17 protein-coding genes are annotated in these 17,980 nt (G+C 62.2%); 11 read left to right on the top strand and 6 right to left on the bottom strand.

Translation table 11 applies throughout. The features are described 5' to 3' along the window. Positions 1-105: 105 nt before the first annotated feature. Together ACN20X_RS14840 and ACN20X_RS14835 are read left to right on the top strand one after the other, a co-directional pair. A complete protein-coding gene (locus ACN20X_RS14840) occupies positions 106-1,428 on the top strand; it encodes an arylsulfatase (protein WP_016448136.1) in 1,323 nt (440 codons plus the stop codon). Then, entirely contained in the window at positions 1,425-2,447 is a 1,023-nt protein-coding gene (locus ACN20X_RS14835) for a tripartite tricarboxylate transporter substrate binding protein (protein ID WP_013802904.1), read from the top strand. Before ACN20X_RS14840 ends, ACN20X_RS14835 begins: the two co-directional genes overlap by 4 nt. 58 nt (positions 2,448-2,505) lie before the next feature. Here the strand turns inward: ACN20X_RS14835 and ACN20X_RS14830 are convergent, their stop codons facing one another. The 3 genes from ACN20X_RS14830 to nikR form a co-directional block, all read right to left on the bottom strand. Then, positions 2,506-3,213, bottom strand: coding sequence for a DUF4198 domain-containing protein (locus ACN20X_RS14830; RefSeq protein ID WP_034347927.1), 708 nt, complete (start codon positions 3,211-3,213; stop codon positions 2,506-2,508). A gap of 26 nt (positions 3,214-3,239) precedes the next feature. After that, complete coding sequence (locus ACN20X_RS14825) at positions 3,240-5,303, bottom strand: TonB-dependent receptor (RefSeq protein WP_392414212.1); 2,064 nt, start codon at positions 5,301-5,303, stop codon at positions 3,240-3,242. A gap of 89 nt (positions 5,304-5,392) precedes the next feature. Beyond that, the gene (gene nikR / locus ACN20X_RS14820; protein ID WP_043781638.1) at positions 5,393-5,851 is read right to left on the bottom strand and encodes a nickel-responsive transcriptional regulator NikR; all 459 of its coding nucleotides are present in this window, start codon (positions 5,849-5,851) and stop codon (positions 5,393-5,395) included. Between the two features lie 281 nt (positions 5,852-6,132). Here nikR and ACN20X_RS14815 point away from each other — a divergent pair, with 281 nt between their 5' ends. Then, positions 6,133-6,492: a hypothetical protein gene (locus ACN20X_RS14815; RefSeq protein WP_016448140.1), complete on the top strand. Its 360-nt coding sequence runs from the start codon at positions 6,133-6,135 to the stop codon at positions 6,490-6,492. A gap of 28 nt (positions 6,493-6,520) precedes the next feature. Here the strand turns inward: ACN20X_RS14815 and ACN20X_RS14810 are convergent, their stop codons facing one another. Both ACN20X_RS14810 and ACN20X_RS14805 read right to left on the bottom strand, forming a co-directional pair. Continuing rightward, positions 6,521-7,156 (bottom strand): nitroreductase family protein, encoded by a 636-nt coding sequence (locus tag ACN20X_RS14810; RefSeq protein ID WP_392414213.1) that lies wholly within the window; start codon positions 7,154-7,156, stop codon positions 6,521-6,523. 45 nt (positions 7,157-7,201) lie between these two features. After that, positions 7,202-8,053: an EamA family transporter gene (locus ACN20X_RS14805; protein WP_392414263.1), complete on the bottom strand. Its 852-nt coding sequence runs from the start codon at positions 8,051-8,053 to the stop codon at positions 7,202-7,204. 117 nt (positions 8,054-8,170) lie between these two features. Between ACN20X_RS14805 and ACN20X_RS14800 the strand changes: the two genes are divergently transcribed. The 4 genes from ACN20X_RS14800 (at position 8,171) to ACN20X_RS14785 (ending at position 12,836) form a co-directional block, all read left to right on the top strand. Next, positions 8,171-8,725 carry a MarR family winged helix-turn-helix transcriptional regulator gene (locus tag ACN20X_RS14800; protein ID WP_277848597.1) on the top strand — a complete coding sequence of 185 codons (555 nt, stop codon included), beginning with the start codon at positions 8,171-8,173 and terminating at the stop codon, positions 8,723-8,725. Between the two features lie 691 nt (positions 8,726-9,416). Continuing rightward, a complete protein-coding gene (locus tag ACN20X_RS14795) occupies positions 9,417-9,908 on the top strand; it encodes a response regulator transcription factor (protein WP_046988640.1) in 492 nt (163 codons plus the stop codon). 523 nt (positions 9,909-10,431) lie between these two features. After that, positions 10,432-11,745 (top strand): hypothetical protein, encoded by a 1,314-nt coding sequence (locus ACN20X_RS14790; protein ID WP_016453672.1) that lies wholly within the window; start codon positions 10,432-10,434, stop codon positions 11,743-11,745. An 80-nt stretch (positions 11,746-11,825) separates the two neighbouring features. Next, positions 11,826-12,836, top strand: coding sequence for a hypothetical protein (locus tag ACN20X_RS14785; protein WP_026062936.1), 1,011 nt, complete (start codon positions 11,826-11,828; stop codon positions 12,834-12,836). A 131-nt stretch (positions 12,837-12,967) separates the two neighbouring features. Here the strand turns inward: ACN20X_RS14785 and gstA are convergent, their stop codons facing one another. Beyond that, the gene (gene gstA, locus ACN20X_RS14780) at positions 12,968-13,600 is read right to left on the bottom strand and encodes a glutathione transferase GstA (protein ID WP_473209523.1); all 633 of its coding nucleotides are present in this window, start codon (positions 13,598-13,600) and stop codon (positions 12,968-12,970) included. 150 nt (positions 13,601-13,750) lie between these two features. Between gstA and ACN20X_RS14775 the strand changes: the two genes are divergently transcribed. The 4 genes from ACN20X_RS14775 to ACN20X_RS14760 all read left to right on the top strand — a co-directional run bounded on the left by ACN20X_RS14775 (position 13,751) and on the right by ACN20X_RS14760 (position 17,835). Beyond that, the gene (locus tag ACN20X_RS14775) at positions 13,751-14,074 is read left to right on the top strand and encodes a winged helix-turn-helix transcriptional regulator (RefSeq protein WP_473209522.1); all 324 of its coding nucleotides are present in this window, start codon (positions 13,751-13,753) and stop codon (positions 14,072-14,074) included. 92 nt (positions 14,075-14,166) lie between these two features. Then, positions 14,167-15,147 carry an AraC family transcriptional regulator gene (locus ACN20X_RS14770; RefSeq protein ID WP_473209521.1) on the top strand — a complete coding sequence of 327 codons (981 nt, stop codon included), beginning with the start codon at positions 14,167-14,169 and terminating at the stop codon, positions 15,145-15,147. Between the two features lie 667 nt (positions 15,148-15,814). Then, positions 15,815-17,119, top strand: a complete 1,305-nt coding sequence (locus ACN20X_RS14765) for an AAA family ATPase (protein ID WP_191625536.1) — start codon at positions 15,815-15,817, stop codon at positions 17,117-17,119. Then, entirely contained in the window at positions 17,116-17,835 is a 720-nt protein-coding gene (locus ACN20X_RS14760) for an HNH endonuclease (protein ID WP_473209520.1), read from the top strand. The genes ACN20X_RS14765 and ACN20X_RS14760 overlap by 4 nt, the downstream gene beginning before the upstream one ends. The last annotated feature ends 145 nt before the right edge of the window (positions 17,836-17,980 follow it).

Genomic DNA, 17,980 nt, shown 5'->3' with positions numbered 1-17,980 from the left:
CCGAGCAAAGCCATTCCAGATGTGCATCGATTTTCGCTGGTTTGGTTATCACCAAGACAGGGCTTGTGGCTAGAGTTTTGGCATGGAAACTTTTTGAGCCACATCATGAACCCACCAAATATCGTGCTCATCGTCGCGGACAACCTGGGCTGGGGCGAGCTGGGCTGCTACGGCGGCGGTGCGCTGCGCGGCGCGCCCACTCCGCGCATCGACCAGCTGGCCTGCGAGGGACTGCTGCTGCAGAACTTCAACGTGGAAAGCGACTGCGTGCCCACGCGCTCGGCCCTGATGACGGGGCGCCATCCCATCCGCACGGGTGCCCTGCAATCGGTGCCGGCCGGGCTGCCACAGGGCCTGACGCGCGGCGAGACCACGCTGGCCCAGCTGCTGTCGGCCCAGGGATATGCCACGGCGCATTTCGGCAAATGGCATCTGGGGGACATTCCGGGGCGTTATCCCTCGGACCGGGGTTTCGACGAGTGGTACGGCATTCCCCGCACCACGGACGAAAGCCAGTTCACCGCGACCACGGGCTACGACCCCCTGGTGGCGCCCCTGCCCCACATCATGGAAGGCCGCGCGGGCGCGCCCTCGGACGATGTCAAGGTCTACGACCTAGAATCGCGGCGCAACATCGATGCCGAGCTGGTGGAGCGCTCGCTGGACTTCATGCGCCGCAACCACGCCCGGGACCGCCGCTTCTTTCTGTACCTGCCCCTGGTGCACCTGCACTTTCCCACGCTGCCGCATGCGGATTTCGCGGGCCGCACCGGCCAGGGCGACTTTGCCGACTCCATGGTGGAGATGGACCATCGCGTGGGCCAGATCTCGGACGAGATCGACCGGCTCGGCCTGCGCGAGGACACCCTGTTCATCTTCTGCAGCGACAACGGCCCCGAGTTCCGCCAGCCCTACCGCGGCACGGCCGGCCCCTGGCGCGGCACCTACCACACGGCCATGGAGGGCAGCCTGCGCGTGCCCTTCATCGCACGCTGGCCGGGCCGCATCCAGGCCGGGCGCACCAGCAATGAAATCATGCACGTGACCGACATCTTCTCCACCCTGGCGGCGGTGGCGGGCGCCGCCATGCCACAGGACCGGCCCATCGACGGCCTGGACCAGACGGCCTTCCTGCTGGGCGAGCCCCGGTCCGCGCGCGAGGGCTTTCTCTTCTACATCAAGGACCAGCTGCGGGCCGCGAAGTGGCGCGACTGGAAGCTGCATTTCTACTGGGAGCCCGAGGTCAACGAGAGCAAAGGCAAGCTGGAGTCACCCTACCTGTTCAACATCGTGCGCGATCCCAAGGAGGAGCATGACGTGCTGATCTTCAACACCTGGGTGCTCAACCCCATGCTGACCATGGTCCAGCGCTTCAACGAAAGCTGCAAGGCACACCCCAACACCGCGCCCGGCGCCCCCGACCAATGACCTGCGCACCCCTACCCGCCCCGCAGGCCAGCGGCCGCCTGCCGACCACCCGCCGCCATGCACTGCGCCCCCTGGCCGCCGCAGCCCTGCTGGCCCTTGCACTGCCCACGGCCCGCGCGGCCGAGCCGGCGGCGCACGCGCCGCAGGGCAAGCCCATCACCTGGATCGTGGGCTTTGCGCCCGGCGGCAGCCTGGACGTGCTGACCCGCCATGTGGCCCGGCAACTGGAGGCCAGGGCCGGTGTCAGCGTGGTGGTGGAGAACCGGCCGGGCGCCTCGGGCGCGATCAGCCTGCAGGCGGCAGCCAAGGCGCCTGCCGATGGCCTGACCCTGGTCTCCGTGCCCGGACCGCAGCTGTCCGGCCCACGCCAGCCCGAGGTGGGCCGCGAGCTGACCGCCGTGGCCGTGATGGCCCGGGGCGCCATGGTGCTGGTGGGCCCTGCCCCGGGTGCGGCCGGCAGCCTGGGCGAACTGGTAGCCGCCATGAAAGCCAAACCTGGCCAATGGAGCTACGCCAGTTCGGGCACGGGCACCTCCCAGCATCTGGCCGGCGAACTGCTCAACGCCCTGGCGGCCACCAGCATGGTGCATGTGCCGTACAAGGGCGGCGGCCAGGCCGTGACCGATGTGGTGGGCGGGCAGATCCCCCTGGCCATGCTGGGCGTGACGCCCGTGCTGCCGCACATCCAGTCGGGCCGGCTGAAGGCCTATGCCGTGACCAGCGCCACGCGCATAGACAGCCTGCCTGATGTACCGACCATGCGCGAGGCCGGCGTGCCCGGCTACGAGGCCACCCAGTGGTATGCCGTGGCCGTGCCCTCCGGCACGCCCCCCGAGCGGCTGGCCCAGCTCAATCAGTGGATCAACCAGGCCATACAGTCGCCCGAGCTGCGCCCCACGCTGCAGGCCGCCGGGGCCGTGGCCACGCCCATGTCCCTGCCCGAAATCCAGCGCTTCATGTCGCAGGACAACGCCAAGTGGAAGAAGCTGGCTGCAGACCGGCGCCTGGCGCTGGACTGACCCCACAGCGCCGGGCCGCGCCAGGCCGGGCCACGCCGGGCCTGGCCGCCAGCCCCTTTCAATGCGCCGAGAACCCCAGCAGGTACTCGTAGCTGAGGCTGGTGGTGCGCGCATCGCCTGCCACGGGCAGGCGCACGATGGCCAGCAGCTGGTTCATGCCGGCACGCGGTGTGACGGTCACCAGGCCGTCGGCATCGGTTGCCAGTGGCGGACCGCTTTCTCCCAGCGACACGCGCACGCCGGCCCGCGGCTGGCCGTTCAGCAGCACCTGGAATTGCTGGGGCTCGCCCGCGTGGGGCGAGCGGCGGGTCCTGGCGATGATCTCCAGGGTCTGGCCCAGCTTCTCGCGGGTGACCGGGCCCCATTCGAGGATGGTCTTGTGGAACTTGAGCGCATGCACACCGCTGGTGGCGCCGGGGTTCTCGGTCATGGGCTTTTCAATCATCGGCCCCTCGCCCACGCGGCTGAAAAATCCGTTGTCGAAATGCGCGGCCAGCAGCGCGGCCTTGCGCGCCGGCGTGGCGCGGGCGCCGCCGGGCACGGGCTGCACGGCCACGTCGATGCGGCGGCCGCGCGTGTCATAGGCCTCAACGCTCTTGAGCTTGCCGGCCGCAAAGTTCTCCAGCTTGCCCTCATGGCCGCCGAACTGCACGGTGTAGGCGCCGTCGGCATCGGGCTCCAGCCAGACGTTGTGGGCCTGGGCCAGCGGTGCGCAGGCCAGCAGCGCAGCGAACGCTGCGGCGGCGAAGGGATGGCGGGCTGTCATGTACCTGTTTCTCATTTGGGGTTTCCTCAAAACTGCGTCTGTACGCCGACCTTGAGCGTGCGCGGCGCGCCGGGCGCGAACAGCGGCACGCCGCGGATGACCGAGGCCGACGTGGCATAGGCCTTGTCCCCCAGGTTGGAGACCACGGCGTAAATGCGGCTGCGCGCCGAAGGCAGGCGCCAGCTCAGGCCCAGGTCCCAGGTGGCGTAGCCGCCGTAGAAGACGCTGTTGTCGGCGGTGACGGCATAGCGGCCTACGCGGCGCCAGGTGAGCGTGCCCTCCCACTGCGCCAGCGGGCGCCAGGCCAGGCCCACGGTGGCCGTCTGCCGGGGCACGCCGGCCACCTGGTTGCCGACCAGGGCCGGGTTGCCGTTCTCGGTCACGCGCGAATGGGCGCTGCCCCAGGCCAATTGCAGGTCCAGGTTCTTGCGCACGGCCCACAGCGCGCTGGCCTCCACGCCCGTGCGGCGCGTTGCGCCGAAGTTCTCGTACACGCCAGGCGCCACGCTGCGGATCTCGCCCGAGGACTGCAGCCTATAGGCGGCCACATCCAGCACCAGGCCCGGCATGGGCTTGATCTGCGCGCCCACTTCAGTCTGGCGGAAGATGTTGGGATCGAGCTGCGCGGCGCCCAGCGCGTACTTGGCGAAATCGCTGGCCAGCGCAAATCCTTCGGACCAGCTGGCGCGCAGCAGCACACCCGGCGCCACCTGCGAGCGCAGGCCCAGCTTGGGGCTGGCATGCGAGGTGCGCGCCAGCGGGCCGCAGGGGTCGCTGCCCGCCTCAGGGCCGTTGGGACGGCAGCCGCCCGTGAAGCGATCCCAGCGCAGGCCGGCGGACAGCTGCAGCAGGCGGTGAACGGGCGCATCCACCTCGGCAAAGGCCGAGAGGGTGTTGAGCCTGGAATTGCGGTCATCCAGGGCAGCGCCCGTGCGCTCGCGCCACTGCAGGCCGTCGTAGAACTGGTAGTCGGTGGACTCGCGCACGGCCTCCAGACCCGCCACCCAGTTGATCGGGGTCAGCGCCGTGGCATGGCGGCCATTGAGGCTGGTGCCTGCGCCGTAGACGGCGCGGTCATAGCTTTCCTCGCGCTGGCGCCACTGCAGTGCGTCGATGGGCCGGCTGAACCAGCGCGTGAAGCTTTGCTGCGTGGTGTAGGCATAGCCCAGCCAGGTCAGCCGTGGCGAGAGCGCGTACTGCACATCGGCGCGCAGCGTGGCGAAGTTCTTGCGCGTGCCATCGTTCATGGCGCGCGGATCGATGCCACGCGGATCGCGTGCGAACTGCCCCGCCGTCAGGTACGAAGGCGAGTCGCCCTCGCCGTGGTGCAGCCGTGCCGACAGCGCCACTTCCAGCTGCGACGAGAGCCGCTTGCTCCAGCGCAGGGATGCCGTGCTGCGCTGCATTTGCGACTGCGCGCGGAAACCGTCCGTGCGGTAGTGCTGGGCCGCCAGGTTCAGGAACTCGCCATCGCCCGGCTTCAGCCCCAGCGCCGCCTGAGCGTCCAGCGTGCCGTGCGAGGCCAGGCTCACGTCGGCCTCGCGGTAGGGGGTGTAGTCGCCCTGCTTGCGCGTCTCTATCGCCATCAGCCCTGCGCGGTTGAAGTTGCCGTACAGCGCCGACACCGGCCCCTTGTAGATGCTGATGCGCTCCATCTCCAGCGGCACGATGACGCCCAGGTCCACATAGCCGTCGGCATGCGACATGGCCTCGTTCAGTGGAATGCCGTCCAGCACCACGCCCACGTCGCCGCCGTGCCCGCCACCGCCGAAGCCGCGCATGACGATGGCGTCACCCACGCCGGACAGCTGGTAGTTCTGCACATTCATGCCCGGCACCTGGCGCAGCAGCTCCTGCGGATGGCTGACATGGGCGTTGGCGATGTCCTCGGCCTCGATCACGCTGGTGGTGTAGGCGGCCGAGGCGCCGCGCGCGGTCTGGCCCTTGACCTCGACAGCCTGCAGGCTGGCCGTGGCGTTGCCCGCCTGCTGTGCACCGACATGGGGAATGCAACCCAGGCCCAGCAGGCCAGCTGCTGCAATCTGGTGCACGGCAAGGCGCCGGGAAGGGGAATTCAGGGGATGTGTCATGCGTTTCCAGGAGTTGTATGAAGAAAAAAGCAAACTTCATACCGACCTGCATGACAGGGGCTGCGCAATGCGCCCGGCCCCGGGCTGGCTCAATCGTCGTGCGAATGCGGATGGTGGTGCGCGTGATCGTGCCCGCCAGGCTCTGCCCTGCGCGCCATCACCACGTTGAGCTGGCCGTGGTGCACGCCGCGCTCGGCCGTGATGGTGTCGGCAAAGCGCCGCACGGCGCTGGCCGGGCCGCGCAGCATGACGGTTTCAATGCATTGCTCGTGGTCCAGGTGCACGTGCGTGGTGGCCATGTGCAGCTCATGGTGGTCGTGCTGCAGACTGGCCAGGCGCTCGGACAGATCGCGCTCGTGGTGGTTGTAGACATAGGACAGGTTGGCCACGCACAGGCCGTCGGCGTCCTCGCGCTCGCGCACCTGGGCCAGGTGGGCACGCAGCACGTCGCGTATGGCTTCGGAGCGGTTGTCGTAGCCGCGCGCGGCGATCCAGCCGTCGAAATCACGGGCCAGGTCGTCGTCGATGGAGATGGTGAAGCGTTCCATGGGCAGCACAAGTGAAGGGAAACAGGAAGATGGCGGCAACAGCGGGGCAGGCGCAAAAGACAGGCATCACGCCGGATCTGCCGGCCATTGTCCGGCCATCCAGGCCCTTGCCCCACATGCCTCACATGCCCCACATGCAACAGCCGCGCCAATCACTGTCGGTACGGACTGGCAATAGCGACAAACCACCACGGTCATGCTTTGTTCACATTCGCGCCATATCCGGTTACGCTGATCGAGGATGCGCGGTGCGCACCGTCGATCGCTGAAAGGGGCGCGGCATGCAGTATTCATTCGATCAGCTTCTGGACATGCTGCTGTCCCTGCTGGAGGCTGCGCCCGCCTGTTCTTCTCGCGACCAGGCCTTCGAACAGCTGCGCACGCTGTGGCTGCAGACCCACACCTATTTCGCGGCGCCCGAGTCCGAGCTGCGCCGCATCGCCGGCCGCCGGCTGGTCGAACCCCATGGCTGGAAGGACCTGGACAAGGACCCCTGCTACCTGGACCACGATCCCGGCAACGGCAGCGCCCTGCGCATCTACCTGCACCGCGATGGTGGCATGGTGATACAGCGCCTGCAGGGCGACGGCCGGCAGATCCTGTTCTCGCGCCTGGGCATGCAGCTGCAGCCTGCCAGCTGAGCCTGCACCCGGCCAACCCATCCCACGCTCAGGCGTAGGCCAGGATGTCGGCCAGCGGCCTGCGTGCCTTCTGCGGGCGTGGCGTGCCTGCCGCGTGGCCCACGGCGACCAGCATCACGGGCAGTTCGTGGGCCTGCAGGCCAAAGCCCGCCGCCAGCGCCTGGGCGTCGAACCCCACCATGGGGCAGCTGGCCAGCCCCAGGCCCTGGGCGGACAGCATCAGCGTCATGGCCGCCAGCGAGGCCGAGCGCACGGCCTCGTCGCGCTGCAACTGCAGGTTGTCCGCATGCGCGGCATGGGCCTGCGCCACCCAGCCATCGGCCGTGCGCTGGCTCATCACGCCGCTGGCCACGCTGGGCTGCAAGAACTCCGCCAGCCGCGCATGGGCGGCCAGCGTGCCGCAGACGATGAAGACGGCAGAGGCATCCTCCACCTTCTGCTGCCCATAGGCGGCGGCCTTCAGCCGCGCCTTGGCCTCGGGTGTGCGCACGGCAATGAAGCGCCAGTTCTGCAGGTTGTAGGCCGACGGGGACAGCGAGGCCTGGGCCACCAGCGCGGCCAGCGTCTCATCGGCCAACGGGCTGCCCGGCTCGAAACGGTCTGCGGAAATGCGCGAAGCGATGGCCTGCCCGATGGGCATGGAGGAAAGTTCGGAAGAAGTCATGTGAAACGCTCGGTGGGAAAAAAGAGGAACCTCGATGCCAGAAACTCAGGCGCCGCGCGAAGCCGACCACTGCACCACCAGCACGCTGGCCAGCACCACCAGCAGGCCCAGGAAGGACATGCCCGTCATGGACTGCGACAGCAGCGCCCAGCCCAGGACCACGGCCGTGAGCGGGCTCAACAGGCCCAATGACGACACGGCCACCGAAGGCAGGCGCCCGATGCCGCGAAACCACAGCACATAGGCCAGCAGCGCGCCGGCAAGGCACAGGTAGGCATAGGCGCCCAGCTGGGTGAGAGACAGCGCGGGCAGCGGCGCATCCACCCACCAGGCCAGCGGCAGCAGCATCAGCCCGCCAAACAGCAGCTGCCAGCCCGTCAGCGCCAGCACCGGCAAGTCCACGCGCCAGCGCCGCGTCAGCCACGTGCCGGCCGCCATGCACACCGCGCCGGCCAATGCCGCCGCCATGCCCACGGGCTCGAACACCGTCTGCGGCGACAGCAGCAGCACTGCCATGCCCGCAATGCCCGCCACGGCGGCCCACAGCGTCAGCCGCGCGGGGGAGCGCCCGTCCACCCCCCAGGCCAGGGCCATCACCAGCAGCGGCTGCACGGCGCCCAGCACGGCCGCCAGCCCGCCCGGCAGACGGTAGGCCGCCACGAACAGCAGCGCCTGGAACACGCCGATGTTCAGCCCGCCCAGCACCGCCAGCCGCCACCAGCCCGAACCCGCTGGCAGCCGCCGCGTGAACAGCACCAGCAGCAACCCGGCCGGCAGCACGCGGATCAGCGCGGCCGTGAACGGCCGGTCCGGCGGCAGCAGTTCGGAAGTGACGATGTAGGTGGAACCCCAGATGGCGGGGGCCAGCGCGGTCAGCAGGATGTCGCGCCATGACATGGCAGCGCTGGCTGCAGCAGGAGCCGTGGAGGCACAGGACGATGAGGAGGAGGACATGGATTTATCTTCAATTCAAGACAAACCCATTATGCACGATTTATCTTAAAATCAAGAAAAATGACCCAACCCCCCTCCCAACCCTCCTCCCAACGCCTGCCCGACCATGTCGACACCATCCTGGCCCAATGGCGCCGCGAACGCCCGGACCTGGACCCCAGCCCCATGGGGCCCATAGGCCGCATCAAGCGCTGCGCCGCCCTGCTGGAGCAGCGGCTGGAGGAATGCTTTGCACGCTTCGGCATGACCATGTGGGAGTTCGACGTGCTGGCCACGCTGCGCCGCTCGGGCGCGCCCTTCTGCCTCACGCCCACGGCCCTGTTCTCCACGCTCATGGTCACCTCGGGCACCATGACCCACCGCATGAAAAGCCTGGAGACGCGCGGCCTGGTACAGCGCCTGCCCAACCCGCAGGACGCGCGCAGCATGCTGGTGCAGCTCACCGACCAGGGGCTGGAGCTGATAGACCGCGCGGTGGAAGCGCACCTGGACAACGAGCGCGCCATGCTGGCGCCCATGCCTGCCGCCGAACTGGCCGAGCTGGATGAGAGGCTCTCCCTGCTGCTGCGCGTGCTGGAGGGCGGGCCTGACGAGGGCACCCGCCCTGCCCCTTGAAATGGCGTCTATCCAGGTCGTTGGAACTGGCGACGGTCGTGGTGCTCACGCCCTTCGTCATGACCCGGGAACGCTTTTGGCAAAAGAGGTGCTTCCCTTGAAGCACATCGCAGGCACCCAGCCGCTTCTCGATACGCCATGGCAGCAATTGCTTACCCGCATGTCTCAAGACCTGCGCTACAGCCCGCATCCTGGACTCGGATGGGCAGTGCCAGAAAATCCTGATCACACAAGCGCGACCCACAGAAGACCATTGGCTTTCCCACAATCTGCTGCAAAAACCTTGGTGTCGAACTTTTGTAGCTAGATGTAATGATTTCGCCAGAGATTTCCACTAAGATGTCCATTCCACCGGTGAAATGGCGATAACAGATTCTCAAACGACTTTGATACTCCCTCAACGCACCATACCATCTTGATAATGGTTTACTAATCTCCCGCCTTGGATACAAAAGGCTGCCGCAGGCTGAATGCGCGCGATTTTCAATCGTCCAATGTTCAGGCTTTTTTCGGCTGATCCTTTACCGCACAATTTCTACACGAATGGCATGACGCCAGTTTATTCAGTCGGTAAACAGGCGCTTTAGCGAGTTATTCAATCTTTCAAACGGCACTGTGCAAAGCAGTCTCGCCGAGGCTTCGGCGTGGAATGGCCCTATGGCATCGGCACATAAAAAATGGGAGACATACCATGGACATATCGGAAATAGCTTTGGCAAATAGCGAATGCCATCTCGATGCTGAGCATCCAACAGCAGATGAAGTCATCGCGTCTGCACTCACTGCGCGCGAAATCGATGTACTCGAAGCGATGGCCAAAGGCCTTGGTTGCAAGGACATTGCGCACACGCTGGGCATCAGCGAACACACGGTACGCAAGCACCGCAGCAATATGTGTACACGGCTGGGCCTGCGCAATGCCGTAGAACTCGTCACGCATGCCAGGCGGCAAGGCTGGTTGAGCGCTGCCCGCTCACCGCTCCCTCTGTCTCCGCGCGAGCAGGAGGTGTTGGCGCACGTGCTGGCGGGACACACCAGCAAGGAGATCGCACGTTCGCTTTACCTCAGCGACTTGACCGTGCGCAAGCATCGCGAAAACATTCTGCGCAAACTGGGCCTGACAAGCACCGCCCAGTTGCAGACATTCGCGCCAACGGCAACTCGCAATGGCGGCGACACCTGATATCCAGGCCAGCGTGCATCGCCTGTCCGTACCCACCGAATACGACATTGGAAGTATTCCACCCTTCTGGTGCAATTGGGCATGATGAGCACAACGAATCTCGGACATTGACTTTCGCGACTTTGGATCAACCGGAGGGTGAGCAATCTCCTTATGGCGGCTTCAGCAGGCACCATTGCATTTGAGGTTTGCGCGGTTGACATGGAATATCCGCGCGAGCCTTGAACGACTGCAGAAGCTCATATCTCTTCGCCTTTTGGTCTCTTCGCCTTTTATTTTTTCCGCCTCTACGGTCCGCATCCGTCGAGGCATCCTCCCGGCACCCACGTGTCGGATCCTTGCACGCAACTCAAAGGAGTATCCCGCCATGAATCATTCTTCGCGGTCACCCCCTGCGATTTCTCCCAAGCACCACATGCCTTAGGCCCAATACCGGGCAATCATTCTCATTGGCAAAGAAAAGCGTTCATGACTTCAAACCTCATGTCGCTCCCTATCCATTCAATTTCAGGAATTGCACGCCATGTCAGATCAAGCCATGTTCAGCCAGTTGTACAACGCCCTTGTCGATAATCTCGGCACCCCGAATTTCCAGTTGCTTGGCACCCCCAAGGACTTCAGCTGGGGCACGGCTCCGACCGGGCAATGGGACCCGGCCGCCTATCAGATCGTCAGCGGCATGCCGCAGTGGTCCGCGATCGGCCAGTACGGCAGCCTCGATGCGACGCTCTTCGACGCCGTTCGCCAGATCTTTGGTCACGTGACATTCAAGGTCAGCCCCGAGCAGCAGGCCAATCAGACGGAGCTGGCCAACCTGTGCGTCCAGAAAAGCAATGCGATGGCCAAGGCCAACAGCGACATGAACCAGTTCTACCTGAGTTCAAAGCAGAACGGCGGCTTGATATTCGCGGCCCGCTACCCTGACATCAACACCTGGCTCAACAACGCGCCGGAGGCTGCTGCCTACGTTGCCGCCATCCAGGCGGCCACCAACGCCTACAACCAGGCGGTCAAGATGAAGATGGAGCTGGAGCGGGCCAGCATGCCCAGCGATCTGCAGCGCGCCATCGACATGATGCAGATTCCGTCGGGCGACCCTGCCTCAAACAACGCACCGGCAGGCTGGACCAAGGTGCCGGATGGCTCGGGCATCCTGCGCTGGCAGCCGGACTTCCACATCGACACGACGGGCGCGGACTGGCGCGCAGCGCTCAGCAATGGCAGCGCAGGCGCGTTCTCGATCGCGATGAAATCTTCGCAATCGAGCAGCGACTTCAAGTCCTCGTTTGCCAAGGGCTCGACCAGCGTTGGCAACTTCTTCTGGAGCGTCAACGCATCGGGCGGCTGGAGCAAGTCCGACCTGTTCAACCAGGACTCGAGCTCGGCAGTGAAGATCAGCTGCGAGTCCTCCACGCGCGTGAAGGTGAATCCGGGCGACTGGTACCCGGGCGGCTTCATGAGCGAATTGGCCAAGGCACAGCAGGGGCCGGGCGGCCAGGGCTACACCATCGTCGCCCCGTGGGTGGCCAACGGCGGCCCGGGATCGAGCTCCCTGTTCGGCCCGAACGGCATCGTCGCGGCAAGGGTGTCCGAGCTGCTGGTCGTCTACAAGCCTTCGTTCGAGATCACGATGAGCGCCAACACCTATCAGCAGAACAAGCAGGCCTTCGAGGCCAGCGCGGGTGTGCGCATCGGGCCCTTCACCTTCGGTGGCACGGGCGGTCACCAGTCCGAGTACACCAAGAGCACCGCACAGGCCAATACCTTCAAGGGCAGCAGCACCTCGGTGAACCCGCAAATCATCGGCGTGATCGTCGACTTCCCGGGCATCCACTGACCTGAAGACCAGCGGGTGGGCGGGACGCCGCGGCCGGTCCTGCCCACCCCGCCCACCCCCGTCAACCGGAGACAGCGTTCATGAACGTGATCCATCAGTTCCTCGGCGGCCTGGCTGATCTGGTGCCTCCGCCCCCAAGGGCTCCAAGCGTATCGAGCGGGCCGAAAACCGGCATGGTGTTCAAGCGCTCGGCATCCATTTCGGCGCCGCTGGTGCGGGGGCAGATGCTGATGCCGGTGACCGCATGGAACTGGCCGGATCCAGTGACCGGCACCATGGCCGACGCGCAGTTTCTCTTTGCAGACACGGTGCCCCAGTCCGCTGCCAATGGCGCGCTGTACCAAGCGTCGGGGCGCAGCTTTTCGCAGGGATACAAGACCTTTCTGCAGGTACTCGAAGCCTGCAAATTTCCCTATCAGTCGATGCTTGCAGGCGCCATGCAGAAGATGGCAACGCCTCCAGGCGAACCTGCATACTCGCCCACTCCGGTGGGATGGACCAAGGTGTACGAGACCGGCTACCTCCAGTGGAAACCGATCTGGACACTGCCCAAGAGTTCTTCGGAGTGGAGCGCAGCAGTGGCTGTCGGCACGATCGCAAACCCCGGCACCTTGCGCTTGAATCTCAACGACACATCCGGCGCAGGGCCGCAGGCTCCGGCTTCCCTGCAGGCCCTGGACGCTTCCGGCCGCGTCCTTGCGCTACCCGCAGCTTCGCTGGAGACGGTGACGATCACCTCTGAATGCTGGGACCAAGTGCCGATCTACCCCGGCAGCTGGTACGACGCCTCGATGGTGGCGCTGGGTCGCGGCCTGGTGCCGGATGCAGGCGTATTCTTCGGGCCTGGCGGCCTGATGGCGTGCCGTGTGTCAACTTTCTACGTCGCGTTGAAACCCCGCTTCGACTTCACTGCCGCAGCGCCGATCCCCGCCTCGCTGCGCCAGACGCTGGATGAGGCTGACACCGTGCAGGCCATGGGTGTGACGGTTCAGCGCGCACGCGGAGACGGACAGCCAAACCAGGCCTTGCGCCTCGTGAACACCGATCCTGCCCCCGTCATCGTGGCCGTGAGCCTTGAAACCTTGGCGTGATCCGTCACGTCCACACCACGTCACTTCCCGTCAGACAATTTGCATTGGGCACCCTCAAGGCCGCAAGGCGCGGGCTGCTTGCCATGACGCAGCAAAGTGCGTGGTGGCCGCATGCGTGGCGGCCACCGGCCCTATCGCAAACCTTCCGCCTGCAGCGACTGGCGCACGGCAGGCCGCTCCCGCATCCGCCCATACCAGCCGGCAAGATGCTCCAGGCCATCGAAGCGAATGCTCGTCTTGTAGACCGACTCCAGCCACGGCGCCTGCCCCCACTGCGTAAGCGCGAACAGATAGGCATCGGCCACGGTGAAGCCATCGCCCATCAGGTAGCGCTTGCCGGCCAGTTGCGCGTTCACCCAGGCATACCGCTGCTCCAGCTTGGGCTTGGCCGTCTCCACGCCGTACTTTCCCGCCGCCGCCGCATACAGCAGCGGGATGAAGCCCTTGTGGATCTCCGAATTCAGGAAGGCCAGCCACTCCAGCAGCCGATAGCGCTCCAGGCTGCCATGGGCCGGCGCCAGATGGGACGCAGGCCGCAGGTCCGCCAGGTACTGCAGGACGGCAGGCCCTTCCCGCAGCAAGCTGCCGTCGTCCAATTCCAGCAGGGGGACATAGCCGAACGGGCTGAGCGCACGGAAGTCCCTGCCGTCTTCCGTCTGGTGGGTCTTGTGGTCCACCCGGACCAGTTGAAAATCAAGCTCCAGCTCGTTAAGGACAATGTGCGGCGCCAGCGAACAGGCGCCCGGCAGGTAATACAGCTTCATGGAATTTCTCTGGTGATGGAACAAGGGGCCTGCGCGTTCAGGCACAGCCCCTGGCCAATGTCATGCACCAGGGAACAATCTGGAAGAAGGCAATAAAACTGCCCATAGGTTAAAAAAATATACCTGCCGCCTGCCTATGATGAATGTGCTATGAAATCCAACATCTCCGGCTGCTCCGTGGAAGAAGCCATGCGCCTGCTGGGCGGCCGCTGGAGGCTGCTCATCGCCTCCTACCTCATCGACGGCCCCCGGCGATTCAACGACCTGCGCCGCGACATGCCCGGCATCTCCCAACGCTCCCTCACCCTGGACCTTCGCGCGCTGGAGGAAGCGGGCCTAGTCAAGCGCACCGTCTACCCCACGGCGCCGATCAAGGTGGAGTACGAGCTGACGCCCGATGGGGAGCGGCTCAAGCCCGTGGTGGAAGTGATGAAGGAGTTTGGATTGTGGGTGAAGGGGAAGGCGCTGGCCTGACGAGGACTGCACCGGCTGGTTGTCTACATCCACCCCCCTGCTGACAGGCAGGCCCCATCGCCGCATGCACGGTGATTTCCGGAACAACGACCATGACGAACAAGCCTTCCGAGCAGGCATCCCGCGCCGAGTACGCGCGACGGATCAATCGCGTGCTCAACTACATCGATGCCCACCTGGATCAGCCTCTGGATGGTGCGCATCTGGCCGACATCGCCAATTTCTCGCGCTTCCACTTTCACCGAATTTTCGCGGCATGGATGGGAGAAACGCTGGGCAGCTATGCGCAGCGCCGACGGCTCGAGAAAGCGGCATTCCGGCTGTCCTGCGGCAGCAAGGAAACCGTGCTTGAAACCGCGCTGGCCACCGGCTTCCAATCGGGTGAAGCATTTGCGCGCGCCTTCAAGCTCAAGTTTGGCTGCACGCCATCGGCCTGGCGCTCCGCCACGCTTGAGCGGCTGCAAACCCAGGCGGCCGCCATCGGGCAGCCGCCAGGCAGCCAGGAGAGCAATCCTGATCAGGTCTTCGGCAATCTCCATCAGACAGACCCATGCGCGTTCGGCGAACCTCAGGGCTCTTGTCACCTGAAGGAAGAAATCGCCATGGACGTCCGCATCATTGATCTACCCAAAGCACATGTCGCCTATCAACGCTTGATCGGCCCCTATGGGCCAGCCATAGGCCAATTCTGGCGAGGCACCATTGCGCCGTGGATGCATTCCAATGGCCTCAGCGATCAAACGTGCTACGGCATAGGCTATGACGACCCCTCTCTCACACCCGCCAGCAAATGCCGCTATGACGCCTGCGTGGAAGTCCCCGCACATTTTGTCGCCAGCGGCCAGGTGGACACCCAATCCCTGCCGGGCGGCCGTTACGCCGTGGCAAGGTTCAAAGGAAAACCCGAGGGCTTGGCCAACGCCTGGATGTGGCTGACGCGCGAATGGATGCCGTCCAGCGGCATGCAATGTGACGACCGGCCTTGCTTTGAGATGTTTTCTGCGGCCACCGCCATGGATGCCGAGACCGGGGAGTTCTGCTGCGACATTTGCATTCCGGTGCGGGCGCTGTAAAGCGACTCAAGCCGGTTGAGGTTTGACGAATGTGTTGGGTTGGCCGGGTGAATCCACTAACCGCTGCAGCCGTTCGACCTTTGCCGTCAGGTGTCGGCTTTGCTGCGTTTGCCGCCGTTGCAAAGTAAAAGCGAGCGATCTCAGCTAGTTTGTGGTCGCTGAGGTTTGTGTCGCTTGTGTGGCTCGAACGACCGAACTGGGGTCCCCTGCAATCATCCCGGCAATCTTCGCTCGACTCTCTTGAGAATCTGGCGGCCCTGTGACCGCTGCCGCCCAGAGCGAATTGGCGCTGCGCGCCGGTTGCAGCCTGCAGCTTTGAGAAGCTGAACGATAGCAGTGCGGTTTTCGTCATTGACCTGCTGCGCTCGAACTCACGCTAAACTGAGACGGTTAAGAAGTGGGAAATCCTTAGACATCCCATGAATCTAACAGCGTCGTTTCGCTTGAGTGCTGAGCGTGGTCAACTTCCGCCGTCGATGATGGCGCACGCATAGCGTTGCTAATATCCATCCTTTCGAATCCATGACGTTCGGTCTACAGGTCAAATTCTGGCGAAGTGGATTCGCAAATTGGTAAAAATGTTTGAGAATGAAACAAATATATGCTTAATAATTGCACGTATAACAATAGAAAACTGAGCTTTCAAGCGGGGGACTACTCAGATTCCTTGCATGCACCCAACAAATTCACGGTGATCGTTGGGAGGAATGGCGTTGGTAAAAGTCGGTTGCTGCGCGAAATATGCATGGCGTATGTGGATATCGAGCAAATTGACGACGCGCGAATCTCGTATCGTGGAGCGCAAGTCAGTAGAGAAAAATTTGATATCGATTCTCACAGGGCACCTAGCTCAGTGATCGCTTTATCTACAAGTCCTTTTGATAGATTCCCTTTGCAGAAAATGTTTGGCCCGATTTGCACTGATTACCAATATCTTGGCCTACGAGGGTTGAGCAGTAGAAATCTAAGCTTGGCATTTCTTTCGAGAACTATTGGTGCGCTTATAACTTCTGTGGTTGATGACCCTAATCATATCAATACCATAAACGAAGTACTCAGTCACTTGGGCTATTATCCATTCTTAGAGATTCGATTGGTCGCTTCGCTTTCGCCAGCCAAACTTGAGAAGGCACTTGAATCGAATAATTTTATTGAATACCTGATAAATAATAACAATAGAGTTAATGCGATGTCTGAAAGATGGAGGTATCACATGACAAAACTCTCAGCATACGAGGTTTCAAGATTTGAGGCTGCTTGTCGGCATTGGGCATCAGTTGGAGTGAAGCCTCGTCTGGACTTAAAAATCACTAAAGATGGCCTTATTGATCTTCAGCGCGGCAGTAGTCTAGACCTGAATTTTTTGTTGTTGATTCAAATGGGATTCTTCCAGCTTCGGGACGTTGGTGTTATAAAAAATGGGCTACCGAATCCGATAAGAATAACCGATGCAAGCAGTGGAGAGCAATGTGTTGTTATGTCTCTACTGGGAATCGCAAGTCATATAAAAAATGGCACATTGATTTGCATAGATGAGCCGGAAATATGTTTGCACCCTGCTTGGCAGGAGCAGTATGTTAGTCTGCTCATGAACGTGTTTTCGAAGTTCAAGGGTTGCCACTTTATCATTGCAACACATTCACCTCAAGTGATTGCTCAATTGAAAGATGATAATTGCTTCGTTCTCGACCTAGAGAATGGTGTAACTACTCAGGCAGCTGAATACAATTTGCGCTCCGCTGACTATCAGCTGGCACGTCTTTTCAAAGCACCTGGTTTCAAGAATGAATACTTGTCCCGCACGCTTATCGATGCACTTCAGGCTTTAAGTGGCGGCGTTAAGTACGATCAACTGAAGTCTCACGAGGTTCATCAGATTTTGCATCTCAAAAATGTGATTAGTCCCGATGATCCTATAAAGCGTCTGATGGATATCTGTGAAAAAGCTTTGAAGGCTTCGCAGGAAAAATGATCAGCTCCTCCTACGTTTTAACAGCTGCAGAGCAGCGTCTGGTCAACGAATTTAAAATATTGCCGCATGAAAAACAGCGCGGTTATTGGGAGAAAACTGACGTTGACGGGCCTCTGTCGGAGTTGAAGGCGGCCATCAAGGAATTTTATTTGAAAGCTCAAAACTTCAAATGCGTCTATTGCCAGCAGCGAATTGTAGTTGAACACCATGGGGCTTGGGATATCGAACACATAATACCTAAGGACGTTCGACCGGAATTTATGTTTGAATGCGCTAACCTTTGTGTTGCATGTAAGGATTGCAATGGCGATAAATGGAATAAAAACGTTCTAATATACAATAAAAGGAAGACATTTCCAAAAAACAAGGAAGCCTACAAAATTTTTCATGCGCATTTTGATATTTATGAGGAGAATATAAAAATCATTGAACTTGCTGGATTCTATTTGCCTCTTAATGAGAAAGGGCGTGCGACAGTAGAAATGTGTGGTCTACTGAGGTTTTTGTTTAGTTTCGCGGGCTACGCATGTGCGGACGCCGCAGTGGCGGGTCGGATCCATGAGATGAATGTACACCTCATGAACACAAAAAATCCTATCGAGCAGAGTTTTTGGTTGCAAGCAATATCAGATTTCTCGGCAGAGGCTGCCAAGATGCAGAGGGAAGCCCACATGAGCACGTGCTTTCTACATGGCGGTGAGCAAGCGTCAGCATGACGATGGCTAGGATCATTCACTTTTAACAGTCTTTTATAAATGGACAGACATTGATGAAGAGCGGAGGTAACCTATGTGAATGGCCTCAGTAACGAGTTTTGACTGCGCTAACTGGAGTTGGAGTTGACCCGGTTCCCTGGACACA

It is taken from the genome of Delftia sp. PX-1, assembly GCF_055797465.1.
Note: the sequence above shows the minus strand (reverse complement) of the source record. Positions and strands in the feature narration are given on the sequence as shown.

Coding starts and splice junctions, on each gene's coding strand:
- ACN20X_RS14840 (WP_016448136.1), top strand. CDS start 106: ATGAACCCACCAAATATCGTGCTCATCGTCGCGGACAACCTGGGCTGG.
- ACN20X_RS14835 (WP_013802904.1), top strand. CDS start 1,425: ATGACCTGCGCACCCCTACCCGCCCCGCAGGCCAGCGGCCGCCTGCCG.
- ACN20X_RS14830 (WP_034347927.1), bottom strand. CDS start 3,213: ATGACAGCCCGCCATCCCTTCGCCGCCGCAGCGTTCGCTGCGCTGCTG.
- ACN20X_RS14825 (WP_392414212.1), bottom strand. CDS start 5,303: ATGACACATCCCCTGAATTCCCCTTCCCGGCGCCTTGCCGTGCACCAG.
- nikR (WP_043781638.1), bottom strand. CDS start 5,851: ATGGAACGCTTCACCATCTCCATCGACGACGACCTGGCCCGTGATTTC.
- ACN20X_RS14815 (WP_016448140.1), top strand. CDS start 6,133: ATGCAGTATTCATTCGATCAGCTTCTGGACATGCTGCTGTCCCTGCTG.
- ACN20X_RS14810 (WP_392414213.1), bottom strand. CDS start 7,156: ATGACTTCTTCCGAACTTTCCTCCATGCCCATCGGGCAGGCCATCGCT.
- ACN20X_RS14805 (WP_392414263.1), bottom strand. CDS start 8,053: ATGTCATGGCGCGACATCCTGCTGACCGCGCTGGCCCCCGCCATCTGG.
- ACN20X_RS14800 (WP_277848597.1), top strand. CDS start 8,171: ATGACCCAACCCCCCTCCCAACCCTCCTCCCAACGCCTGCCCGACCAT.
- ACN20X_RS14795 (WP_046988640.1), top strand. CDS start 9,417: ATGGACATATCGGAAATAGCTTTGGCAAATAGCGAATGCCATCTCGAT.
- ACN20X_RS14790 (WP_016453672.1), top strand. CDS start 10,432: ATGTCAGATCAAGCCATGTTCAGCCAGTTGTACAACGCCCTTGTCGAT.
- ACN20X_RS14785 (WP_026062936.1), top strand. CDS start 11,826: ATGAACGTGATCCATCAGTTCCTCGGCGGCCTGGCTGATCTGGTGCCT.
- gstA (WP_473209523.1), bottom strand. CDS start 13,600: ATGAAGCTGTATTACCTGCCGGGCGCCTGTTCGCTGGCGCCGCACATT.
- ACN20X_RS14775 (WP_473209522.1), top strand. CDS start 13,751: ATGAAATCCAACATCTCCGGCTGCTCCGTGGAAGAAGCCATGCGCCTG.
- ACN20X_RS14770 (WP_473209521.1), top strand. CDS start 14,167: ATGACGAACAAGCCTTCCGAGCAGGCATCCCGCGCCGAGTACGCGCGA.
- ACN20X_RS14760 (WP_473209520.1), top strand. CDS start 17,116: ATGATCAGCTCCTCCTACGTTTTAACAGCTGCAGAGCAGCGTCTGGTC.